Annotated in this window: 21 protein-coding genes; 17 read left to right on the forward strand and 4 right to left on the reverse strand. The window is 34.6% G+C overall.

Annotation, left to right across the window (positions count from 1 at the left end):
• The first annotated feature begins 62 nt into the window (after nt 1-62).
• The 7 genes from Q0951_RS09490 to Q0951_RS09520 all read left to right on the forward strand — a co-directional run bounded on the left by Q0951_RS09490 (nt 63) and on the right by Q0951_RS09520 (nt 4,569).
• Nucleotides 63-1,667, forward strand: coding sequence for a class I SAM-dependent methyltransferase (locus tag Q0951_RS09490; RefSeq protein WP_299336346.1), 1,605 nt, complete (start codon nt 63-65; stop codon nt 1,665-1,667).
• Nucleotides 1,668-1,683: 16 nt separating this feature from the next.
• Nucleotides 1,684-2,061 carry a DoxX family protein gene (locus Q0951_RS09495; protein WP_299336347.1) on the forward strand — a complete coding sequence of 126 codons (378 nt, stop codon included), beginning with the start codon at nt 1,684-1,686 and terminating at the stop codon, nt 2,059-2,061.
• Nucleotides 2,061-2,324, forward strand: coding sequence for a DUF202 domain-containing protein (locus Q0951_RS09500; RefSeq protein WP_299336348.1), 264 nt, complete (start codon nt 2,061-2,063; stop codon nt 2,322-2,324). The genes Q0951_RS09495 and Q0951_RS09500 overlap by 1 nt, the downstream gene beginning before the upstream one ends.
• A gap of 5 nt (nt 2,325-2,329) precedes the next feature.
• Complete coding sequence (locus tag Q0951_RS09505) at nt 2,330-2,806, forward strand: hypothetical protein (RefSeq protein WP_299336349.1); 477 nt, start codon at nt 2,330-2,332, stop codon at nt 2,804-2,806.
• A 10-nt stretch (nt 2,807-2,816) separates the two neighbouring features.
• Complete coding sequence (locus Q0951_RS09510) at nt 2,817-3,239, forward strand: RDD family protein (RefSeq protein ID WP_299336350.1); 423 nt, start codon at nt 2,817-2,819, stop codon at nt 3,237-3,239.
• Entirely contained in the window at nt 3,236-3,973 is a 738-nt protein-coding gene (locus Q0951_RS09515) for a tetratricopeptide repeat protein (protein WP_299336351.1), read from the forward strand. Before Q0951_RS09510 ends, Q0951_RS09515 begins: the two co-directional genes overlap by 4 nt.
• A 176-nt stretch (nt 3,974-4,149) precedes the next feature.
• Nucleotides 4,150-4,569, forward strand: a complete 420-nt coding sequence (locus Q0951_RS09520; protein WP_299336352.1) for a CBS domain-containing protein — start codon at nt 4,150-4,152, stop codon at nt 4,567-4,569.
• 3 nt (nt 4,570-4,572) lie between these two features.
• On the opposite strand, the gene holA is transcribed toward Q0951_RS09520, so the two are convergent.
• A complete protein-coding gene (gene holA, locus Q0951_RS09525; protein WP_299336353.1) occupies nt 4,573-5,577 on the reverse strand; it encodes a DNA polymerase III subunit delta in 1,005 nt (334 codons plus the stop codon).
• 107 nt (nt 5,578-5,684) lie between these two features.
• Between holA and Q0951_RS09530 the strand changes: the two genes are divergently transcribed.
• The 3 genes from Q0951_RS09530 to Q0951_RS09540 all read left to right on the forward strand — a co-directional run bounded on the left by Q0951_RS09530 (nt 5,685) and on the right by Q0951_RS09540 (nt 8,062).
• A complete protein-coding gene (locus Q0951_RS09530; RefSeq protein ID WP_299336354.1) occupies nt 5,685-6,128 on the forward strand; it encodes a type I restriction enzyme HsdR N-terminal domain-containing protein in 444 nt (147 codons plus the stop codon).
• Entirely contained in the window at nt 6,125-7,105 is a 981-nt protein-coding gene (locus Q0951_RS09535) for a glycosyltransferase family 2 protein (protein ID WP_299336355.1), read from the forward strand. The genes Q0951_RS09530 and Q0951_RS09535 overlap by 4 nt, the downstream gene beginning before the upstream one ends.
• A gap of 102 nt (nt 7,106-7,207) precedes the next feature.
• Nucleotides 7,208-8,062 (forward strand): OmpA family protein, encoded by an 855-nt coding sequence (locus tag Q0951_RS09540; RefSeq protein WP_299336356.1) that lies wholly within the window; start codon nt 7,208-7,210, stop codon nt 8,060-8,062.
• Nucleotides 8,063-8,111: 49 nt separating this feature from the next.
• Here Q0951_RS09540 and Q0951_RS09545 read toward each other — a convergent pair whose 3' ends face one another.
• Together Q0951_RS09545 and Q0951_RS09550 are read right to left on the reverse strand one after the other, a co-directional pair.
• Nucleotides 8,112-8,948, reverse strand: a complete 837-nt coding sequence (locus tag Q0951_RS09545) for an OmpA family protein (protein WP_299336357.1) — start codon at nt 8,946-8,948, stop codon at nt 8,112-8,114.
• Between the two features lie 25 nt (nt 8,949-8,973).
• A complete protein-coding gene (locus Q0951_RS09550) occupies nt 8,974-9,594 on the reverse strand; it encodes an L-threonylcarbamoyladenylate synthase (protein ID WP_299336358.1) in 621 nt (206 codons plus the stop codon).
• A 47-nt stretch (nt 9,595-9,641) separates the two neighbouring features.
• On the opposite strand from Q0951_RS09550, the gene Q0951_RS09555 reads away from it, so the two are divergent.
• The 3 genes from Q0951_RS09555 to Q0951_RS09565 are packed head-to-tail and all read left to right on the forward strand — an operon-like array spanning nt 9,642 to nt 12,479.
• Complete coding sequence (locus tag Q0951_RS09555; protein ID WP_299336359.1) at nt 9,642-10,508, forward strand: alpha/beta hydrolase; 867 nt, start codon at nt 9,642-9,644, stop codon at nt 10,506-10,508.
• A 37-nt stretch (nt 10,509-10,545) separates the two neighbouring features.
• On the forward strand, nt 10,546-11,508 hold the full coding sequence (locus Q0951_RS09560; protein WP_299336360.1) for a pepsin/retropepsin-like aspartic protease family protein: 963 nt from the start codon (nt 10,546-10,548) through the stop codon (nt 11,506-11,508).
• Entirely contained in the window at nt 11,505-12,479 is a 975-nt protein-coding gene (locus Q0951_RS09565) for a hypothetical protein (protein WP_299336361.1), read from the forward strand. The genes Q0951_RS09560 and Q0951_RS09565 overlap by 4 nt, the downstream gene beginning before the upstream one ends.
• Here the strand turns inward: Q0951_RS09565 and Q0951_RS09570 are convergent, their stop codons facing one another.
• The gene (locus Q0951_RS09570) at nt 12,480-14,795 is read right to left on the reverse strand and encodes an ATP-dependent helicase (protein ID WP_299336362.1); all 2,316 of its coding nucleotides are present in this window, start codon (nt 14,793-14,795) and stop codon (nt 12,480-12,482) included. It abuts the gene before it with no gap.
• A gap of 135 nt (nt 14,796-14,930) precedes the next feature.
• Here Q0951_RS09570 and Q0951_RS09575 point away from each other — a divergent pair, with 135 nt between their 5' ends.
• From Q0951_RS09575 to Q0951_RS09590, 4 genes are all read left to right on the forward strand, one after another.
• The gene (locus Q0951_RS09575) at nt 14,931-15,473 is read left to right on the forward strand and encodes a DsrE family protein (protein WP_299336363.1); all 543 of its coding nucleotides are present in this window, start codon (nt 14,931-14,933) and stop codon (nt 15,471-15,473) included.
• Nucleotides 15,474-15,509: 36 nt separating this feature from the next.
• The gene (locus Q0951_RS09580) at nt 15,510-16,778 is read left to right on the forward strand and encodes an amidohydrolase (protein ID WP_299336364.1); all 1,269 of its coding nucleotides are present in this window, start codon (nt 15,510-15,512) and stop codon (nt 16,776-16,778) included.
• 69 nt (nt 16,779-16,847) lie between these two features.
• On the forward strand, nt 16,848-18,401 hold the full coding sequence (locus Q0951_RS09585; protein ID WP_299336365.1) for an FMN-binding glutamate synthase family protein: 1,554 nt from the start codon (nt 16,848-16,850) through the stop codon (nt 18,399-18,401).
• A 60-nt stretch (nt 18,402-18,461) separates the two neighbouring features.
• Nucleotides 18,462-18,980, forward strand: a complete 519-nt coding sequence (locus Q0951_RS09590; RefSeq protein WP_299336366.1) for a hypothetical protein — start codon at nt 18,462-18,464, stop codon at nt 18,978-18,980.

Consider the following 18,980-nt stretch of genomic DNA (forward strand, 5'->3'; position numbering starts at 1 on the left):
TATCATTAAAATCCATCGCACTTGTGATGGATTTTTTATATTTATGATAAAGAGACCAACCTATGCTTTCAAAACAAGATAAACAGCGATTAAGAGGTGTGATTTTTAGACATCTTGATGGAATTGCAACCGCTACTTCAGCATTTACATTACATAAAAAGGGTGTTTTAGATCATTTATTGGAACACAAAAAACTAGACATTAACACTCTGGCTAATACATTCAACGCCAATGATGGTTACCTTAATGTGTCATTACATATTTTAGCTTCACAAGGATGGCTTGTCCAGCATTTGGATAATAAAACCAATACAGTAGCCTATGAAACAAATACTAAAAGTAAAGAAGCTTTTAGTCTGGTTCCTCTTTATGAAGACTGTGTCAATCTTTTAAAATATACCATCAAACTGGCAAATGAGCCCATAGGAATCGATGCGTTTAGCGCTCTCGAAAAAGTATTCCAATCGTATGAATCTCGTTATGGACTTGATGTTTCTGATGAAGATTCAGTAGCATATCAGATATTAAAGCATATTGAAGGTGTCATTGTAGCACCTATAATAGTTCGTTTAGGAATGAATGGTTTGTTTCATAAGTACTTTATGGAAGCCTCATTTACAGCTGAAGAATATCATAAAAATCCGGAGAGTTTTAAGAAGATACTAGATTTCTTTTCACATTTAGGATGGTTCAACAAGAAAAAAAACACCTATCAGTTTACTAATGAAGGTTTGTTTTTTGCAAAGAGAGCCAGTGCCTATGGAGTTACTGTTTCGTATCTGCCAACATTCATTCATTTAGACGAATTGATCTTCGGAAATGCAAAAGTCTTGAAAACTTCGTCTCCAGAAGACACTGAGAAACATGTACACCGTGAAATGAACGTATGGGGAAGCGGAGGTGCACACTCAACTTACTTTAAAATCATAGATGAAGTTATTATCAAACTATTCAACAAACCTATTGACGAACAGCCTAAAGGAATTCTGGACATGGGTTGTGGTAATGGGGCATTTATTCAGCATATTTTTGATGTTATAGAATATCAAACACGTCGTGGTAAAATGCTCGATGAGCACCCATTATTATTGGTTGGTGCCGATTTTAATCAGGCTGCATTAAAAGTTACAAGAGCCAATTTGATAAAAGCTGATATTTGGGCAAAAGTAATTTGGGGAGATATTGGTCGCCCTGATATGTTAGCAAAAGATCTTAAGGATGATTATAATATTGATCTTAAAGATTTACTTAATGTACGGACGTTTCTTGATCACAACCGTATTTGGGAAACTCCTAAAACCATCACAGATAGAGTAAGCAATTCCAAAGGTGCTTATACTACTATGGGAAAACGCTTAAGCAACAATTTAGTGGAAGATTCCCTGTTGGAACATCTCACAAAATGGAAACCTTATGTAGAACGTTTTGGATTGCTGATGATAGAATTACACACTGTTGACCCTCAACTAGTTTCTCAGAATATTGGAAAAACTGCTGCTACTGCTTATGATGCAACTCATGGATATAGTGATCAATACATATTAGAAGTTGATGTATTTAACAAGGTAGCAAAAGAGGCTGGTTTATATCCTGATCCAAATTATTTTTCTAAATTTCCAAATAACGAGTTAGCAACAGTAAGTGTTAATTTGTTAAAAGGTAACTAACTAAACTTTACATATTATGAAAAAAAATTTCACTGACTTGGCGTTACTACTATTGAGAGTAGGGTTTGGCGGATTTATGTTAACCCACGGAATCCCTAAGATTGGTATGCTATCAGATCCTTCACAGTTTGGAGATCCACTGGGTATAGGAACTACAGCTTCTTTAATCCTATGCCTTATAGGAGAGGTCGTTGCTCCAATCCTACTTATCATTGGATTTAAAACGAAATGGGCTGCAATTCCTGCAGCAATCACAATGCTAGTTGCTGCTTTTATTGTACATGCTAAAGATGACTTAGGTACTAAAGAACACGCATTGCTATATCTAATTGCATTTGTAGTTATGTTCTTGGCAGGAGCTGGTAAATATTCTATTGATGGAATGAAAAAATAATGGAAAAAGACAAAATACTTATCACGCGAGACTGGTTAGCAATAGAACGAACTAAACTTGCTAACGAACGTACATTTTTAGCTTACTTTAGAACATTCCTCGTTATTCTGGGAACAGGTGTTACAATCTTAAAACTAGAGTTTTTTTCAGATTTAAAATCTTATGGTATCATTCTAATTATTATATCTGCAATACTACTATTTATAGGAATCTACAGATTGATAAGAGTAAGAAAAGCCATCCGTAAACATTATAACTTGTAAAATCCATGAAAGCAGTTTCTGTTGTAACCATCCGAAAAGAACTCAAACATAAATCTAATGAGGAATTAGCTGAACTTTGTTTGCGCTTATCCCGATTTAAAAAAGAAAATAAAGAACTCCTTACCTATTTACTTTTTGAAGCCGATAGTGAAGCTGGTTATATAGAAACAGTAAAAGCAGAAATTGACGAACAGTTTGACGATATCAACACGAATAGTTATTTCTATATTAAAAAGAGTGTTCGAAAAATTCTGAGAAATACTAAAAAATATATCAGATACTCCCTCAATAAAGAAACAGAAGTTGAACTCCTACTCTACTTTTGCAAGAAACTAAAACACATGAAACCTTCTATAAATCGCAACACCACATTAACCAATCTTTATGAGCGAAACATGGAAGCGATTACAAAAAAAATATTGAAGCTGCATGAAGACCTGCAATATGATTATACCATTCAAATTGAAGACATGGACAACTAATAAATCATATATGGATAACACTACCAAAAAACCATATGCAAGCTTATCAACTAGAATAAAGGCCGTATTTATTGACGCCGTTATCCTTATTCTCTTAATGTACTCTGCAACACTTATACTAGATGCATTCGAATCTGTACCAAATTATGTTAGAACAATTGTATTTGTATTTCTATTCTTTTTGTATGAACCTGTTTTAGTGGCAAGCTATGGTGCCACAATTGGACATTTTTTCAGCGATATTGTTGTAAAAAGTAAAACAGACGAAACAAAGAATATCTCATTTCCAATGGCAATTGTAAGGTACGCATTAAAATACCTACTTGGTTGGCTCTCACTATTAACCGTTAGTGGAAGTGAAAACAAACAAGCCATACATGATATGGCAGCAAACGCGGTAGTAAAACCTTATGAGAAACTAAAGAAACAATGAATACTAAGACTTCACATTTTTCATTTCAAACAAAGTTAAAAATAAGCCTAATTCTGTGTGTCATTTCGTTTTCTCTAGCTGCTCAAAATGGCAAGTACAATCGATGGGTGGAAATGGCTCAAAATGACATTTCCCTACGCCCTGAATACGGAAATGTTGAAAAAAATGATGCTCAGAAGAAATCGGATGCTACGTTTAAAGAAAAAATCCTTGAGTTTTATAAAAATGATACTATAGCTGCTAGTAAAAAAATGTCCGATTTAGGATTTAAGTATTTATATGACAAAGGTGATCTGGTCTCAGCCATGCGTCGTTTTAATCAGGCGTACATACTCAATTCAAAAAACGATCAGGCGTACTACGGTTTTGGTTCAGTATACTTCAACCTAGGTGCCATGAATGAAGCCAGAGAACAATACGATAAAGGCTTAAAACTTAATCCTGAAAACAGTGCCATACTCACCGATTACGGAACAACTTACTTGGGCGACTACTACAATGCTATCTCCAATAATAGCGATTCCAATAAATTACTGGAGTTAGCAAACGATTATTTATTAAGGTCCTATCAAATTAATAAAGAAGATTCAAATACCATGTATAAGCTTTCAATTGTAAAAATGTATTTAGGCGATTGCAAAGCAGCTAAGGCCTTTCTTAAACAAGCCCAAAAGATGAAAAATCCAAATATTACAGAAGCCTTCATAAGTGAGTTAAACCAAAAATGTCAATAGCAAATCCGTTTATAATTCAACTGATTTGAAGAATAATCTAGTAATAAAACTATTAGAAAAAGACTGACAATTATCATCTAAAAATCAAAAAAACTTGTAGACCTTTACATAGCATGTTGTTCTCAATACCAAGTATCAGAACAAGAATAATTATGAATCCTTAAATCAAAAAAATTATGAATGTTAAAGTAAAAGATCTCATGGTAGCATCTGTGATAACAACAATGCCTCACAAAACTGTCGGACATGCACAATCTATAATGGCTAAGAACAATATAAAATCCATTCCTGTAGTTGATAACAAAAAGGCTGTAAAAGGAATTATAACTTCTACAGATCTGCTTGAGAACCTCTCTGAGGCAACTCCTGTTAGTCACGTAATGACAAAAAAAGTGTACACTATTCCTCCTTATTCAGATGTACATATAGCAGCTCGAATCATGCGAAATCACCATATCAATCATATTGTTGTAGAAGATGAACAGAAAATTGTTGGTGTATTAAGTGCACATGATCTTTTAAAATTAGTGGAAGATCATAGTTTTGTAATGAAAAACAGACCAACGCCTCCAAAAAAGAAAAGTAATAGAGTTTGAGTTTTATGCAAAAATTCTAACCAGAAGCTCTCTTAAAAGATCACCTTGAGGAACAGCATTGGAGTTGACACCTTTTCCTCTAACATCAAATTCGCGTAAAGTTGCTACAATCTGACTTACTTTTCTCATCGGAAAATTGCGCGCAGCAGACACATATTCATTTACAAAATACGGATTGATTTTTAGCGCTGATGCTACATTTCTTGGGTTTTTATCGTGTAAGCCATGAAAATGTAATAGTTGTGAAAAGAAATTAAATAATAACGACACAGTAACTACCATAGGATTATCCTTCGGATTATCAGCAAAATAATTAATGATCTTAAAGGCTTTTACAGTATTACGTTCGCCAATAGCCTTACGCAACTCAAAATTGTTATAGTCTTTGCTTATTCCAATATTCTCTTCTATCTGTTCAGGACTAATTTGAGTACCTTCCGGTAATACAATCTTAAGCTTTTCAAGTTCATTGTTAATCTTACTAAGATCAGTTCCAAGAAACTCTACCAGCATTTGTGCTGCCTTTGGAGAGATACTATAATTCTTTCCTGAAAGGACACGACGAATCCAATCAGCTACCTGATTTTCATATAACTTCTTACTCTCGAAAACAGCGCCAGATTTTTTAATAGCCTTATATAACGACTTACGCTTATCTATTTTTTTGTATTTATAATTCACAACCAGAACAGTTGTAGGCTGAGGATTCTCAGCATAACCAGCTAATTTTTCGATAGTACGGGAAAGATCCTGAGCTTCTTTAACAATAACCACTTGTCGTTCTGCCATCATAGGATAACGCTTGGCATTACTCACAATATCATCAATAGACACATCACGTCCATACAAAACCATTTGGTTAAATCCCTTCTCTTCTTCAGAAAGCACATTATTTTCAATATAATCTGAAATAGCATCAATATAATAAGGCTCCTCTCCCATTAAAAAGTAAATGGGCTTGATATGTCCACTCTTGATATCTTTAACTATTTGCTTTACCTCGTCCAAATTGTTCTAAAATTCCAAATTATAGTATTCAAATTCCAAAAAAGATTGCTGTGATTTGGTATTTGTCTATTGTAAGTTAACTTTGAAGAAAATCTTTAGTTGTCTTGATGCACGAACTTAATTTTCCGAAGTTTTTATTCCGTTTCAAAAGTAACGAAAATAAAGTTTCTATTTTCGATGAGATTCGTAAAAAATTTATCGTTTTACAACCCGAAGAATGGGTGCGTCAACATTGTATTCAGTATCTAATTCAATATAAAAACTACCCAAAATCATTGATCAATGTAGAGAAAGAACTCAAAGTCAACGGATTGACAAAACGCTACGATATAGTAGTATTCAATCCTGACGGAAGTATCCATCTCATTGTAGAGTGTAAATCGCATAAAATCAAGATAGATCAAACCACTTTTGACCAAATTGCGCGTTATAATCTCACTTTAAATGCAAGCTACTTAATGGTAACTAACGGAATTAATCATTATTATTGCGTGATGGATCTTGAGAATAAACGTTATGATTTCTTGAAAGATATCCCAGATTATAAATGAAATTAGCTGTTGTCATATTAAATTGGAATGGGAAGCAATTACTCGAGCAGTTTTTACCTTCTGTAGTAAACTATTCTAAAGAAGCTGATATATATGTTGCCGACAATGCCTCTACTGATGATTCGATAGCTTTTTTACAACAAAAATATCCTGAGGTCAAACTTATCCAGAATACGATTAATGGTGGTTATGCAAAAGGTTATAATGACGCCTTAAAAGATGTTGAAGCTGATGTCTTTTGTTTACTAAATAGTGATATTGAAGTCTCAGAACACTGGCTCACTCCTATTATCAGCGAATTTGAATCCAACCCTGAAACCGCAATTATTCAACCTAAGATTTTAGATTTCAAAAATAAATCTCACTTTGAATATGCTGGTGCAGCTGGAGGTTTCATTGACAAATATGGTTATGCCTACTGTAGAGGTCGCATCTTTGACACTATTGAAAAAGACTATAACCAATATAATGACACCGTACCTGTTTTTTGGGCTTCAGGTGCTTGTTTTTTTATCAGAAAATCAGATTTTGCAGTACTTAATGGGTTCGATGAGACCTATTTTGCTCATTTTGAAGAGATCGATTTGTGCTGGAGAGCCTTTAATGCTGGTTGTTCAACAAAATACGTTGGAACATCAACTGTATATCATGTAGGTGGCGCAACATTAAGTGCTATTAACCCAAAGAAAACTTATCTTAATTTCAGAAATAGTCTATTTACAATCACTAAGAATGCACATGGATTTCTCTTTAATATTCTATTTTTTAGACTCGTACTAGATGGAATTGCTGGATTGAAATTTCTATTCCATTTTAAAGGCTTGCACTTTCTGGCTATTTTAAAAGCACATTTCAGTTTCTATAAAAATTTACCCAGACTCCTTAAACAGCGAAAACAACTTCCGAAGAAAAAAAACTACTACGAAACCAAATCTATTGTATGGTCATACTTCATCAAAAAACGCCATACCTTTTAATTGTTCATAAAAGTGTTAAAAGTTTAGTTAAATAGGGCAAACAGATATTTTCTTTTGTATAATTTTGGTATGTTAAATAACAACTAATTATTAAACTTTATTATGAAAAAATTAATGCTATTAAGTGTTGCTGGGATGTTCATTTTGACTTCATGTGTGTCTAAGAAAGAATATATGGCACTAGAAGAAAAACAAAAAGAAACTCAGGACTTATTGAATTCTGCAACCGTTAAGTTAAACAGCTGTTTATCTGATAAAGCTGCGTCTATGGCTCGTGTAGAAGCTATGAAAGAACAGCTTGCCGATTTACGTAAATCTAATCAAGCTCTTATTGAGTCTGCAAAAGACATGACAGTGCTAACAACTCAAGGTGCTAAAAATGTAGAAAAATCTTTAGAGAGTCTTAAAGAAAAAGATTTAAAAATATCGCGCTTACAAGATGCGTTATCAAAAAAGGACAGTGTTACCTTAGCATTGGTAACTAGTTTGAAAAAGGCAGTTGGAATCGATGATCCAGATATTGAAGTAAATGTAGAAAAAGGTGTTGTGTTTATTTCTATTGCTGATAAATTATTATTTAAAACTGCAAGTTATAATGTAACCGACAAAGCTAAAGATGTACTAGCTAAAGTTGCTAAAGTAATTAAAAGCAAACCTGATTTTGAAGCTATGATTGAAGGTCATACTGACAGTCGTTCGTTTAGCAAAGGCGTTTTAGTTGACAACTGGGATTTGAGTGTTAAGCGTTCTACATCTATCATTCGAGTATTACAGGATTTGGGTGTAAATCCAAGTCAGTTAATTGCAGCCGGACGTAGTAGCTATGTGCCTTTAGCAGATAATGACACTGCTGAAAACAGAGCGAAGAACAGAAGAACTCGAGTCGTTGTATTACCTAAGATTGATCAGTTCTATGAGATGATCGAGGAAGAAATGAAAAATTTATCTGCTGAATAATAGATCGCAGAGGTATAATATAAATAAAGCTCAATCGAAAGGTTGGGCTTTATTTTTTTACAAGTTCGACGCGTCTATTTAATTGCTTTCCCTCATCGGTTGAATTAGTTGCAATTGGAGCTAAAGGACCTACTCCTTCAGCAAATAATCGTCCAGCTTCAATATTATAAGTGTTTTCTAAAACCATTTTTACAGCTTTAGCTCTATCTAAAGACAATGTACTGTTAATCTGAAATGATCCATCAGAATCGGTATGACCAACAACCCAACAATTAGTACTAGGATTGTCTTTTAAAAATTTAGCTATCTGTTCCAAAGCTTGATTAGATTCTGGTTTAACAATAGCTTTTCCTGTGTCAAAATAAATCCCATATATTGCAATTCTTCCCTCTATTTCAAGACTATTCTTTATGAGCTCTGCATCAATAAAAACATCTTGTCTCATTGATTGCTCTTCAATAATATACAAGACATAACTACCTCCTATTTTAGAAGGTTTTACTTGAATCCATAATACTTTACCATTAACTTCAAAAGAATAATAGCCATGCTCATGATTATATCTTTCAAAAATAATTTGCCCTCCAGCATTAACTATAGCGCTTGAGTAGTTTCGCAATATCTGAAGCCTAGTAGGAAACTCATAACCTTTAGTATTCTCTTTCTTATGTTTGTATTTAATAGTGTATTTTTTACCTTCCTTAAAGACATTTTTACCATCAATAAAAAACTTGTGTTTATCAAACTCAACATCAGAATATTCAGAAATATAATACTCTGGTAATCTATCTAACAGATAATAATCTTGACTTCCTTCAAGATCAGCCTGAGCTCCACTAACCAAAACTAATAGGATGAGCAATAGTGTTACCAAATCTCGTTTCATCTTATCATATTTTTTAGAAATATAGTTAAAATATTTCCAAATCTCCTTTACCCTCCCTTACAATAAGTGGCTCATCTTGAGACAGATCAACAACAGTAGAAGCTTCATTATCACCATATCCTCCATCTATTACCAAATCAACAAGATTATCCCACTTCTCAAGAATCAGTTCTGGATCTGTAGTATATTCTATAACGTAATCTTCATCACGTATAGAAGTAGATACAATAGGATTTCCCAATTGACGTACAATCTCCAAAGCTATATTATTATCAGGAATTCGAATACCTACTGTTTTTTTCTTTTTAAAAGGGTGAGGCAACGTTTTAGAACCTGGTAAAATAAACGTGTAAGGACCAGGTAGTGCTCGTTTCAATATTTTAAATGTTGTGGTATCAATTTGTTTGACATAATCACTGAGATTACTTAAGTCTTCACAAATAAAAGAGAAATTAGACTTCTCCAGCTTTACGCCTTTTATTCTGGCTATCTTTTCCAGAGCCTTCATATTAGTAATATCACAACCCAAACCATAAACGGTATCTGTTGGATAAATGATCAAACCACCACGTTTGAGTACATCAATGACTTTCGCAATCGCCTTCGGATTAGGATTATCTTCATAAATTCTTAATAATTCAGCCATAATATGTATCTTAGAAAATCGTTTACAAAGTAATTAAATATTTCATTATGAAGACTATTAAGTTTAGATTACTGCTCCTTTTCATTTCTATTGGTTTATTTTCCTGCTCTGATGATAATAATCCTAACGACCCTCAGGATCAAACCGCTTTAGAATTCCGACAGGAACTTAATGTGTCTTATGGAAACGATAGCGATCAGGTCTTTGACATATACTTACCAGCTAATAGAACACTTAACACTAAAGTTATGATTTTAGTGCATGGTGGAGGATGGACTTCAGGTGATAAGTCTGACATGGATCTACTTAAAGATCTCATCTTACAAGACCTTCCAGATATTGCAATTGTAAACATAAATTACAGATTAGCAGATGAAAATCATCCACCTTACCCAATGCAAATCGATGATATTACCACTATAATCAATCTGTTAAAAACCAATCAAAATGACTATGTGATTTCAGACGATATTGGGTTTTTAGGTACTAGTGCAGGTGCGCATTTATCGCTATTATGGAGCTATGCTTTTGATACTGAAAGCGATGTTAGAATGGTTGCAAGTATAGTAGGTCCAACTAATTTCACAGATCCAGCATACCTAGAAAACGAAGATCCCTTACTAGATGAGCTTTTAGACACCTTTGGTATCGACACATCTATAGAATTCTTAGAAGAGGTAAGTCCGTACCATCAAGCTACCAGTGATTCACCACCCACAATTTTATTTTATGGAGGACAAGACCCTTTAATTCCTACCAGTCAAGGTGTTGATATGGAAGCGAAACTAGCTAGCTTAGGCGTGACACATCAGTTTACATTATATCCAAACGCTGGTCATGGTTGGATCGGTATTGAGCTACTAGATACCTGGACCAAGCTAAAAGCGTTTTCTCAAACTCATTTAGAGGACTAATTATGTAACATTTGAAGGTTTTTGTAGTCTATATAATATGAGGAATTTCATTTTTTTCATATTAGCTTTAACTACGTCTTTTTCATCATTTGCAATGAAAGAGAACCCTAAAGTTATTTCTTTTCCTAAAGCTGAAATATTAAGTGAACATACTACCAGAATTCCTTTTAAGCTTATCGATAATCTTATAGTTATTGAAGCCGAACTTCTTAACAAAAAGGGCAATTTTATTATTGATACAGGTTCAGAAACATTAATTCTTAATCAGGCACATTTTAAAACTCGACCTTCTATAACAGGTTCCTCGAGATCGACTTCGGGAGTTATTGATGTTATAGATAATCCTCTTGAAAAACGCCTACAAGAGTTCATCATCAAAGATTTAATCCTTGAAAACATGGATTCTGATGTTATCAATTTATCACATATAGAAGCAAGTAAAAAAATACACCTTTTAGGAATTATTGGCTATAATATTCTGAAAGACTACGAGGTGTTTATTGATATGTATCTAAATCAAATTACCCTGTCTCGAGTAGATGATTTGGGAGAGAAATTAGACAAGAGAGATTACCTCGAAACCATTATTGATACTGTCAACTTCAAACTTAAAAGACACACGATTGTTTTGGAGGCCATGGTTAATGATGAGAAATTAAAATTTGGTCTGGATACTGGTGCTGAGTATAATCAACTTAACAAAAGAACTAGCAAAAAAATATTGAAGTACTTCTACCCTTCTCATCGAATGATGTTGGTTGGAGCTAGTGGAAGAAAAATTGAAGTTTTGGCAGGAAAATTGTACCGTGTTAAACTAAGTGATAAAATTTATTTTGCGCCTATGGAAACCATGTTGACTAATCTCAACCAAATGAATGAGGCTTTTGGCACTTCATTAGACGGCGTTTTGGGTTATGAGTTTTTCAGACAACAACGTACTATAATAAATTATCAAAAAGAAAAGCTTTACTTTGTAGAGTTTCCATTAAACAAACATTGAGAGTAACTATTAAACATATAATAACCATCATTATCGCCTTTGCGACCTGGTTATCCAATGCTCAAAATGAAAATAAAGGCTATCGTTTTGAAGGTAACGATGTGGTATTTACATTCAACAAACATGATTATGAGAAGTTCTCTGATAATGATTCAAAAGAAAAAATAAGATTTGAAGATCTCACTATTGATAATGTGGTTGTAGCAGGTGAATTCAATAACTGGTCGCTTTACGACTGGAGAATGACCAGAGTTAATGAATCTACTTATGAACTAAGAAAAAACATTAATGACTTTAAAGACGAGTTTACCTGGGAATTCAAATTTATAGTCAACAATCAGTATTGGGCTGAGCCTTCAGAAAATGATGCAAACATTGCTCTGGCTGCTAAAAAAGGAAGCCTCTTGAATATTTACAATCTTAGAATGGATACACAAGCTGCCATACCAGACGATAATGGCAATGTTAGGTTCAGACTGAAAGGTCACGAAGATGCAAAAAAAATAGTAGTTACTGGTTCGTTCAACAGATGGAATGAAGAAGATTTTGAGATGTACCGCATAGAGAATGGCTGGGAGCTTAAATTAGAAATCAAACCTGGAGAATACGAATACCGATTCATCATTGATGGTCATCATTGGATAGATGATCCATCAAATCCTTCAAAAGTCACCAACGAATTTGGAGAATATAATTCATTAATCAATGTTGGTAAATATGTGACCTTCCTACTTAAAGGTTATCAGGACGCCGAACGTATCATTTTAGCGGGTTCTTTTAACGATTGGAATGAAGATGATATTGAAATGGAAAAAGGTGACAAAGGTTACTGGATATGTCGTTTACCATTACCAGCAGGTAAGCATTATTACAAATTTATTATCGACGGAAACTGGATTCTTGATCCTGAAAATCCGGTGAAAGAATACGATGGCAAAGGAAATATCAATTCGGTATTTATGGTCAAATAATTAACCTAACACATCCAGTTTAGCAAACCGAAGTAATAGCTTCTTTACACCTCCAACTTCAAAATTAATTTCGGCTTTAACATCTGCGCCTTTCCCTTCTATTTTAACAACTTCGCCTTTACCAAAACGTGCATGCTCAACAACGTTTCCAACAGCAAGCTTACCATCAAAGAGATTCATATTATCTGAAGGTGAACTTTTAGATACACGCTTTAAATTTTTAGGCGCTACAAACTTTGGAGGCTTAGTTTCCGATTTGCGCTTTATAGGTTTCTTAAACCGGATACGATTAGGTTCAACATCACCAAAAATATCAGCGCTTAACATCGGGTTTTGTCTCGGCTCATGAATAGGCGTGATCACATCCAGATATTGATCATCTATTTCTTCAATAAAACGACTAGGCTCAGCATCGATTAGCTTTCCCCAACGATAACGTGATAAGGTATAAGTCAAATAGGCTTGCTTTTCTGCTCTGGTCAAAGCCACATAGAACAAACGTCGTTCCTCTTCTAACTCACTTCTGGTATTCATGCTCATAGCACTTGGAAACAAATCTTCTTCCATACCTACAATATAGACATATGGAAATTCTAATCCCTTAGCTAAATGAATGGTCATAAGTGCCACACGATCATCATCGCCTTTATCATTATCCAAATCAGTAGCTAATGCCACATCTTCTAAAAACTCTGCAATACTTCCTGTAGCATCAGCGATTTCAATTTGTCCTTCGACAAAATCTTTGATACCATTAAGCAACTCTTCAATATTTTCGAGTCGGGCGACATCCTCAGGTGTACTTTCTTTATTAAATTCTCTAATAATACCTGTTGCTTTTGTAACATGTTCTGCTAATTCAAAAGCATTAGCGGTTTGATTCATGACCTGAAAACTTTCTATCATGGTCACAAAATCTTTAAGCTTCGTTCGGGTTCCTGCATTAACATTGACCTCAGTTTTGTCAATGTTCTTCATAACTTCAAAAATAGAGCGATTGTAACTATTTGCTGCCACAACCAATTTATCAACTGTAGTTTGTCCAATACTTCGCTTCGGAAAATTGATTACACGTTTCAATGCTTCTTCATCAGAAGGATTGATAACCAGTCGCAAATAGGATAACACATCCTTGATCTCTTTTCGTTGGTAAAACGATAAGCCTCCATAAATACGATAAGGAATATCACGTTTACGTAAAGCATCCTCTATAGATCGTGATTGCGCGTTTGTTCTATACAATACTGCAAAATCACTATCCTTGAGTTGGTATTGCATTTTATTTTCAAAAATAGAACTCGCCACAAAACGACCTTCATCACCATCGGTCATCAAACGATTGACTTTTATTTTTGGTCCTTCTTCATTAGCAGTCCAAACCACTTTATCCAGTTTGGTTTGGTTTTTATCAATAATTGAATTTGCGGCATTAACAATGTTCTTAGTTGAACGATAATTTTGTTCTAAGCGAAAGACCTTGACATCATCATAATCGCGTTGAAAATTCAGAATATTATTAATATTTGCACCTCTAAACGCATAGATACTTTGTGCATCATCTCCTACCACACATATATTCTGAAAGCGATCAGACAACGCTCTCACTATTAAATATTGTGAATGGTTGGTATCTTGATACTCATCAACTAAGATATATCTGAATCGATCTTGGTACTTAGCCAACACATCAGGAAAACGGGTTAAAAGCTCGTTGGTCTTTAATAAGAGATCATCAAAATCCATTGCACCAGCTTTAAAACAACGATCTACATAATTCTTGTAGATATCACCTAATCTTGGGCGTCTTGCTGCTGTATCGGCTTCCACCAACTCAGGGTTTTGAAAATAAGCCTTTACTGTAATCAGACTGTTTTTGTAGGATGAAATTCGGGAACGGACTTGCTTGTATTTATACACATCCTTATCTAATCCCATTTCCTTGATGATTGAAGAAATCAAACGATCAGAATCCTGTGTATCATAAATAGTAAAATTACTTGGAAAACCGAGACGATCTGCTTCAAAGCGCAATATCTTGGCAAAAACAGAGTGAAACGTTCCCATCCAAAGGTTTTTAGCCTCACTAGTGCCAACAATATCAGCAATTCTACTCTTCATTTCACGAGCTGCTTTGTTAGTAAAGGTCAGTGCCAAAATATTAAATGGATCTATACCTTGACTCATCAAATACGCAATGCGATAAGTCAGTACACGAGTCTTTCCAGAACCTGCACCAGCAATGACGATCATCGGACCGTCCTTTTGTATTGTTGGGGCTAATTGTGCATCGTTTAACTGACTTAAATACTTCTCCAAATCTCTTTCGTTTTATGAAACGTGAAATTAACCAAACCTCCTGTTTTTATTAAAGGATTTTATTAAAAATTATAAACAATATTTAAAAATTTGAGATCCTGTTTTATATGCATATATTTATAAAAAAGTAATACATTGAAAAAAACATACATACTCACACTTGCCCTTATTTTAAATACTCTAATTGTTCTTGGACAAACTCAAAGGACTCAGGGTAAAATTATACCTGACTTTGGTCAAACCTTTGAAGTAGAAAATCCAGAAATAAAAACGGACACAAACACGCAACTTAAAGTCATTTTTGATGTATCAAAAAGCCCTGAAGATGTAACTCAAATCAATAGTTATTTAGTCACTGCTGCTCGTTTTTTAAACATGCATGCTGATGCTGGGATGAATTTAGACCAACTTAGTGTTGCCATTACTGTACATGGAAGCGCTTGGAAAGACATGCTTACTGATGAGGTTTATATGGAAAAGTATGGTAGTAAAAATCCAAATTCAGAATTACTAAATCAGTTAAATACAGCAGGTGTAGATATCATAATGTGTGGTCAAACCGCAGCCTACAGAAAGGTCTCGAAATCAGATTGTAATACAAGTGTTAAGTTTGCACTTTCTGCCATGACAGCATTAATACAGTTCCAAAATAATGGTTATCGGTTTATCAAATTCTAAAAACCCTATTCACATTAAGTCTAAAATTTATAACTCATGAAATTTATAACTCTATTATTTTTATGTCTTTGTTCATTGTCTTTTTCCCAAAACTCAATTGAAAATGACTTTTCAGAAATTGAATCTAAAGTCATAGAATGGCGAAGAGATTTTCACCAAAATCCTGAACTATCCAACAGAGAATTCAAAACAGCAGAAAAAATTGCCAAACACTTAAGATCTTTAGGTATTGAAGTTGAAACAGGTGTCGCAAAAACTGGAGTTGTAGGAATCCTAAAAGGAGATCAACCAGGAAAAGTTGTAGCACTTAGAGCAGATATTGACGCGCTTCCTGTGACCGAACGTAACAATCTCCCTTTTAAAAGTGAAGTCGAAACCGAATTCTTAGGTACAAAAACAGGTGTAATGCACGCTTGTGGTCATGATACACATACGGCCATTCTGATGGGAGTTGCAGAAATCTTATCAAAGCACAAAGACAAGATCAAAGGCACAGTAAAGTTTATCTTTCAGCCTGCAGAAGAAGGTCCGCCACCAGGTGAAGAAGGTGGCGCAAAATTAATGATCAAGGAAGGGGTTCTTGATAACCCTAAGGTTGATGCTATTTTCGGTTTACATATTAATTCTGGAACACCTGCTGGAACCATCAAATACAAAACTGAAGGCATTATGGCAGCAGTTGAGCGTTTTGTAATTAACGTCAAAGGAAAGCAAACTCATGGGTCACAACCATGGTCTGGTGTGGATCCTATTTTAATTTCTGCAAAAATTATTGATGGTCTACAAACCATTATCAGTAGAGAAGCCAAGCTTATAGACGAGGCTGCAGTAATTACGGTTGGAAAGATCACCAGCGGTGTACGTTTTAATATTATTCCTGAAAGTGCTGAACTTATAGGAACTGTTAGAACTTTAGATCCCAAAATGAAGGAAATGATCATCCGTAGAATGACTGAGATGACCACAACTATTGCCAAAGCTTATGGTGGAGAAGCTACAATTGAATTTCAGAATAATACTTCAATTACCTATAATGATATTGCATTGGTTGAACAAATGCTTCCAACCATTCAACGTGTTGCTGGCGAGGATAATGTAAAAGTAATGAAGGCCACTACTGGAGGAGAAGACTTCTCTTATTTTCAAGAAGTAGTTCCTGGTTTTTATTTCTTTTTAGGAGGTATGACACCAGGAAATCAGGATGCATTTCCTCATCATACACCAGATTTCAAGATTGATGAAAGTGGTTTATTGCTAGGTGTCAAGACAATGACTCATGTTGCTTTAGATTATTTAAATCAGTAGATTAAATTAATTATAAGAGGTCAAAAGTAATTTCAAAATTTAAATATCTTTACCCTTTAATTTATCGTTATGGATACCTTTCTGAATTTTATGTCTAGCATCTCTTGGTGGATGTGGATAATTATCGTAATCGCTATCATTGCCATTAGAGATATTGTACAAAAAAAACATACCATCAGTCATAACTTCCCGGTGGTTGGGCACTTAAGATATATGCTAGAAAGCATTGGCCCTGAATTACGCCAATATCTTGTTGCAAATAACAGAGAAGAATTACCTTTCAATCGTATCGAACGCGGTTGGGTATACGCATCTTCTAAAAACGAAAACAATTACGAGGGCTTCGGAACAGATACAGATATTTATGCCCATCAGCATATTTTCATCAATAATGCAATGTTTCCGTTCAGAATTGAGGACAATCATCCAAATACTATCGATAAAAGTTTTCTACCATGTGCAAAAGTAATGGGAACGTATCACAAAAGAAGAAGACCTTACCGTCCAGCATCAATCATAAACATTTCAGCCATGAGTTTTGGATCCTTATCAGCCAAAGCTGTAGAATCCTTGAATAAAGGTGTTAAAATGGCTAACGCTTACCATAATACAGGTGAAGGTGGTTTGTCTCCATACCACAGTAATGGTGGTGATGTCGTATTTCACTTCGGAACGGGTTACTTTGGCGTGAGAAGTGAGGATGGCAACTTTTCAATGGATAAAATGAAAAAACTGGTAGAAGACAATCCCTTTATTCGCGCTATAGAAGTTAAGCTATCCCAAGGAGCTAAACCTGGAAAAGGTGGTGTACTTCCAGGCTCGAAGATTACTAAAGAAATTGCTGAAATACGAGGTGTTGAAGTTGGTAAAACAGTACTATCACCACCCAATCATAAAGCCTTTTCTACAGTTCCAGAAATGGTAGATTTCATTGAAGCTATTGCTGAGGAAACAGGACTACCTGTTGGTATCAAAGCTGCTATTGGCAAATTAGATCAATGGGAAGAACTAGCAGATATCATGTTAAAAACTGGGAAAGGTCCTGATTTTATAACTGTTGATGGTGGTGAAGGTGGTACAGGTGCTGCTCCGCCAAGTTTTGCCGATCACGTATCATTACCATGGGTTTATGGATTTGGTGATCTTTATAAACTATTTCAAAGAAAAGAACTCTGCGATCGTATTGTATTTATTGGTAGTGGAAAACTAGGATTTCCAGCTAAAGCTGCTATGGCATTTGCTATGGGAGTAGATGTCATCAACGTGGCCAGAGAAGCCATGATGAGTATTGGCTGCATCCAGGCGCAGATATGTCACACAAATCGCTGTCCGAGCGGTGTAGCAACACAAAACAAGTGGTTACAAAACGGAATTGACCCAACTTTAAAGTCAGTTCGTTTAGCACAATACTTTAAAACATTTAGAAAAGAATTCATTGAGATTACACATGCTGCAGGTTACGAACACCCTTGCCAGTTCACTATGGATGATATTGATCTTAATGTAGATGATCATAATTTATCTAAAGAATTATCCAATACTTACCAATATCATAAAAGTGATGTACCATTCAAATCCATGCAAGAACTAAAAGATTGCAAGTATTTAGGAGGAAAAAACTAAGACAATATTTTAAAAACTATTAAGTTTACAATTCAAACTAAACGAAATTAAAAACCAACTATGGAACTCGATATTTTAGGACTTTTACTTTACTGTATACCTGCTCTTGTAACTGGAGCAATAGCCTTTTTATTTTTTAGAGAACACATCGAAAACGAAAGTAGACGTCGTGACTTTTTAATACAAAAAGATTTACAAAAAGACGCCTTACCTATGCGTTTACAGGCTTATGAACGTATGTCGCTTTTTTTAGAACGAATTAAACCCACAAAATTACTACTTAGAGTTCAACCAACATCTTCAAATAAAGAAGATTACGAATCTTTACTTATAGCAAATATTGAACAGGAATTTGATCATAATTTAGCACAACAAATATACGTTACAGACAAGTGCTGGAGCATTACATCTACTGCAAAAAATGCAACCATTCAAATGATCAGAAAAGCGAATTTATCAGATAAGGTAGATTCAGCAGATAAGCTACGTGAAACTATTTTAACCGACATGGTAGACAAGAGAGCACCCAGTGATGCTGCGCTTTCATTTATTAAAGAAGAAGTCTCTGAAATCTGGTAA

The sequence above is a fragment of the uncultured Psychroserpens sp. genome (assembly GCF_947501425.1).
In the GTDB taxonomy this organism is placed as follows: Bacteria; Bacteroidota; Bacteroidia; order Flavobacteriales; family Flavobacteriaceae; genus Psychroserpens.

Bases quoted from the DNA above. Each gene is read 5' to 3' on its own strand.
- Q0951_RS09490 (WP_299336346.1), top strand. From the start codon at position 63: ATGCTTTCAAAACAAGATAAACAGCGATTAAGAGGTGTGATTTTTAGA.
- Q0951_RS09495 (WP_299336347.1), top strand. From the start codon at position 1,684: ATGAAAAAAAATTTCACTGACTTGGCGTTACTACTATTGAGAGTAGGG.
- Q0951_RS09500 (WP_299336348.1), top strand. From the start codon at position 2,061: ATGGAAAAAGACAAAATACTTATCACGCGAGACTGGTTAGCAATAGAA.
- Q0951_RS09505 (WP_299336349.1), top strand. From the start codon at position 2,330: ATGAAAGCAGTTTCTGTTGTAACCATCCGAAAAGAACTCAAACATAAA.
- Q0951_RS09510 (WP_299336350.1), top strand. From the start codon at position 2,817: ATGGATAACACTACCAAAAAACCATATGCAAGCTTATCAACTAGAATA.
- Q0951_RS09515 (WP_299336351.1), top strand. From the start codon at position 3,236: ATGAATACTAAGACTTCACATTTTTCATTTCAAACAAAGTTAAAAATA.
- Q0951_RS09520 (WP_299336352.1), top strand. From the start codon at position 4,150: ATGAATGTTAAAGTAAAAGATCTCATGGTAGCATCTGTGATAACAACA.
- Q0951_RS09530 (WP_299336354.1), top strand. From the start codon at position 5,685: ATGCACGAACTTAATTTTCCGAAGTTTTTATTCCGTTTCAAAAGTAAC.
- Q0951_RS09535 (WP_299336355.1), top strand. From the start codon at position 6,125: ATGAAATTAGCTGTTGTCATATTAAATTGGAATGGGAAGCAATTACTC.
- Q0951_RS09540 (WP_299336356.1), top strand. From the start codon at position 7,208: ATGAAAAAATTAATGCTATTAAGTGTTGCTGGGATGTTCATTTTGACT.
- Q0951_RS09545 (WP_299336357.1), bottom strand. From the start codon at position 8,948: ATGAAACGAGATTTGGTAACACTATTGCTCATCCTATTAGTTTTGGTT.
- Q0951_RS09550 (WP_299336358.1), bottom strand. From the start codon at position 9,594: ATGGCTGAATTATTAAGAATTTATGAAGATAATCCTAATCCGAAGGCG.
- Q0951_RS09555 (WP_299336359.1), top strand. From the start codon at position 9,642: ATGAAGACTATTAAGTTTAGATTACTGCTCCTTTTCATTTCTATTGGT.
- Q0951_RS09560 (WP_299336360.1), top strand. From the start codon at position 10,546: ATGAGGAATTTCATTTTTTTCATATTAGCTTTAACTACGTCTTTTTCA.
- Q0951_RS09580 (WP_299336364.1), top strand. From the start codon at position 15,510: ATGAAATTTATAACTCTATTATTTTTATGTCTTTGTTCATTGTCTTTT.
- Q0951_RS09585 (WP_299336365.1), top strand. From the start codon at position 16,848: ATGGATACCTTTCTGAATTTTATGTCTAGCATCTCTTGGTGGATGTGG.
- Q0951_RS09590 (WP_299336366.1), top strand. From the start codon at position 18,462: ATGGAACTCGATATTTTAGGACTTTTACTTTACTGTATACCTGCTCTT.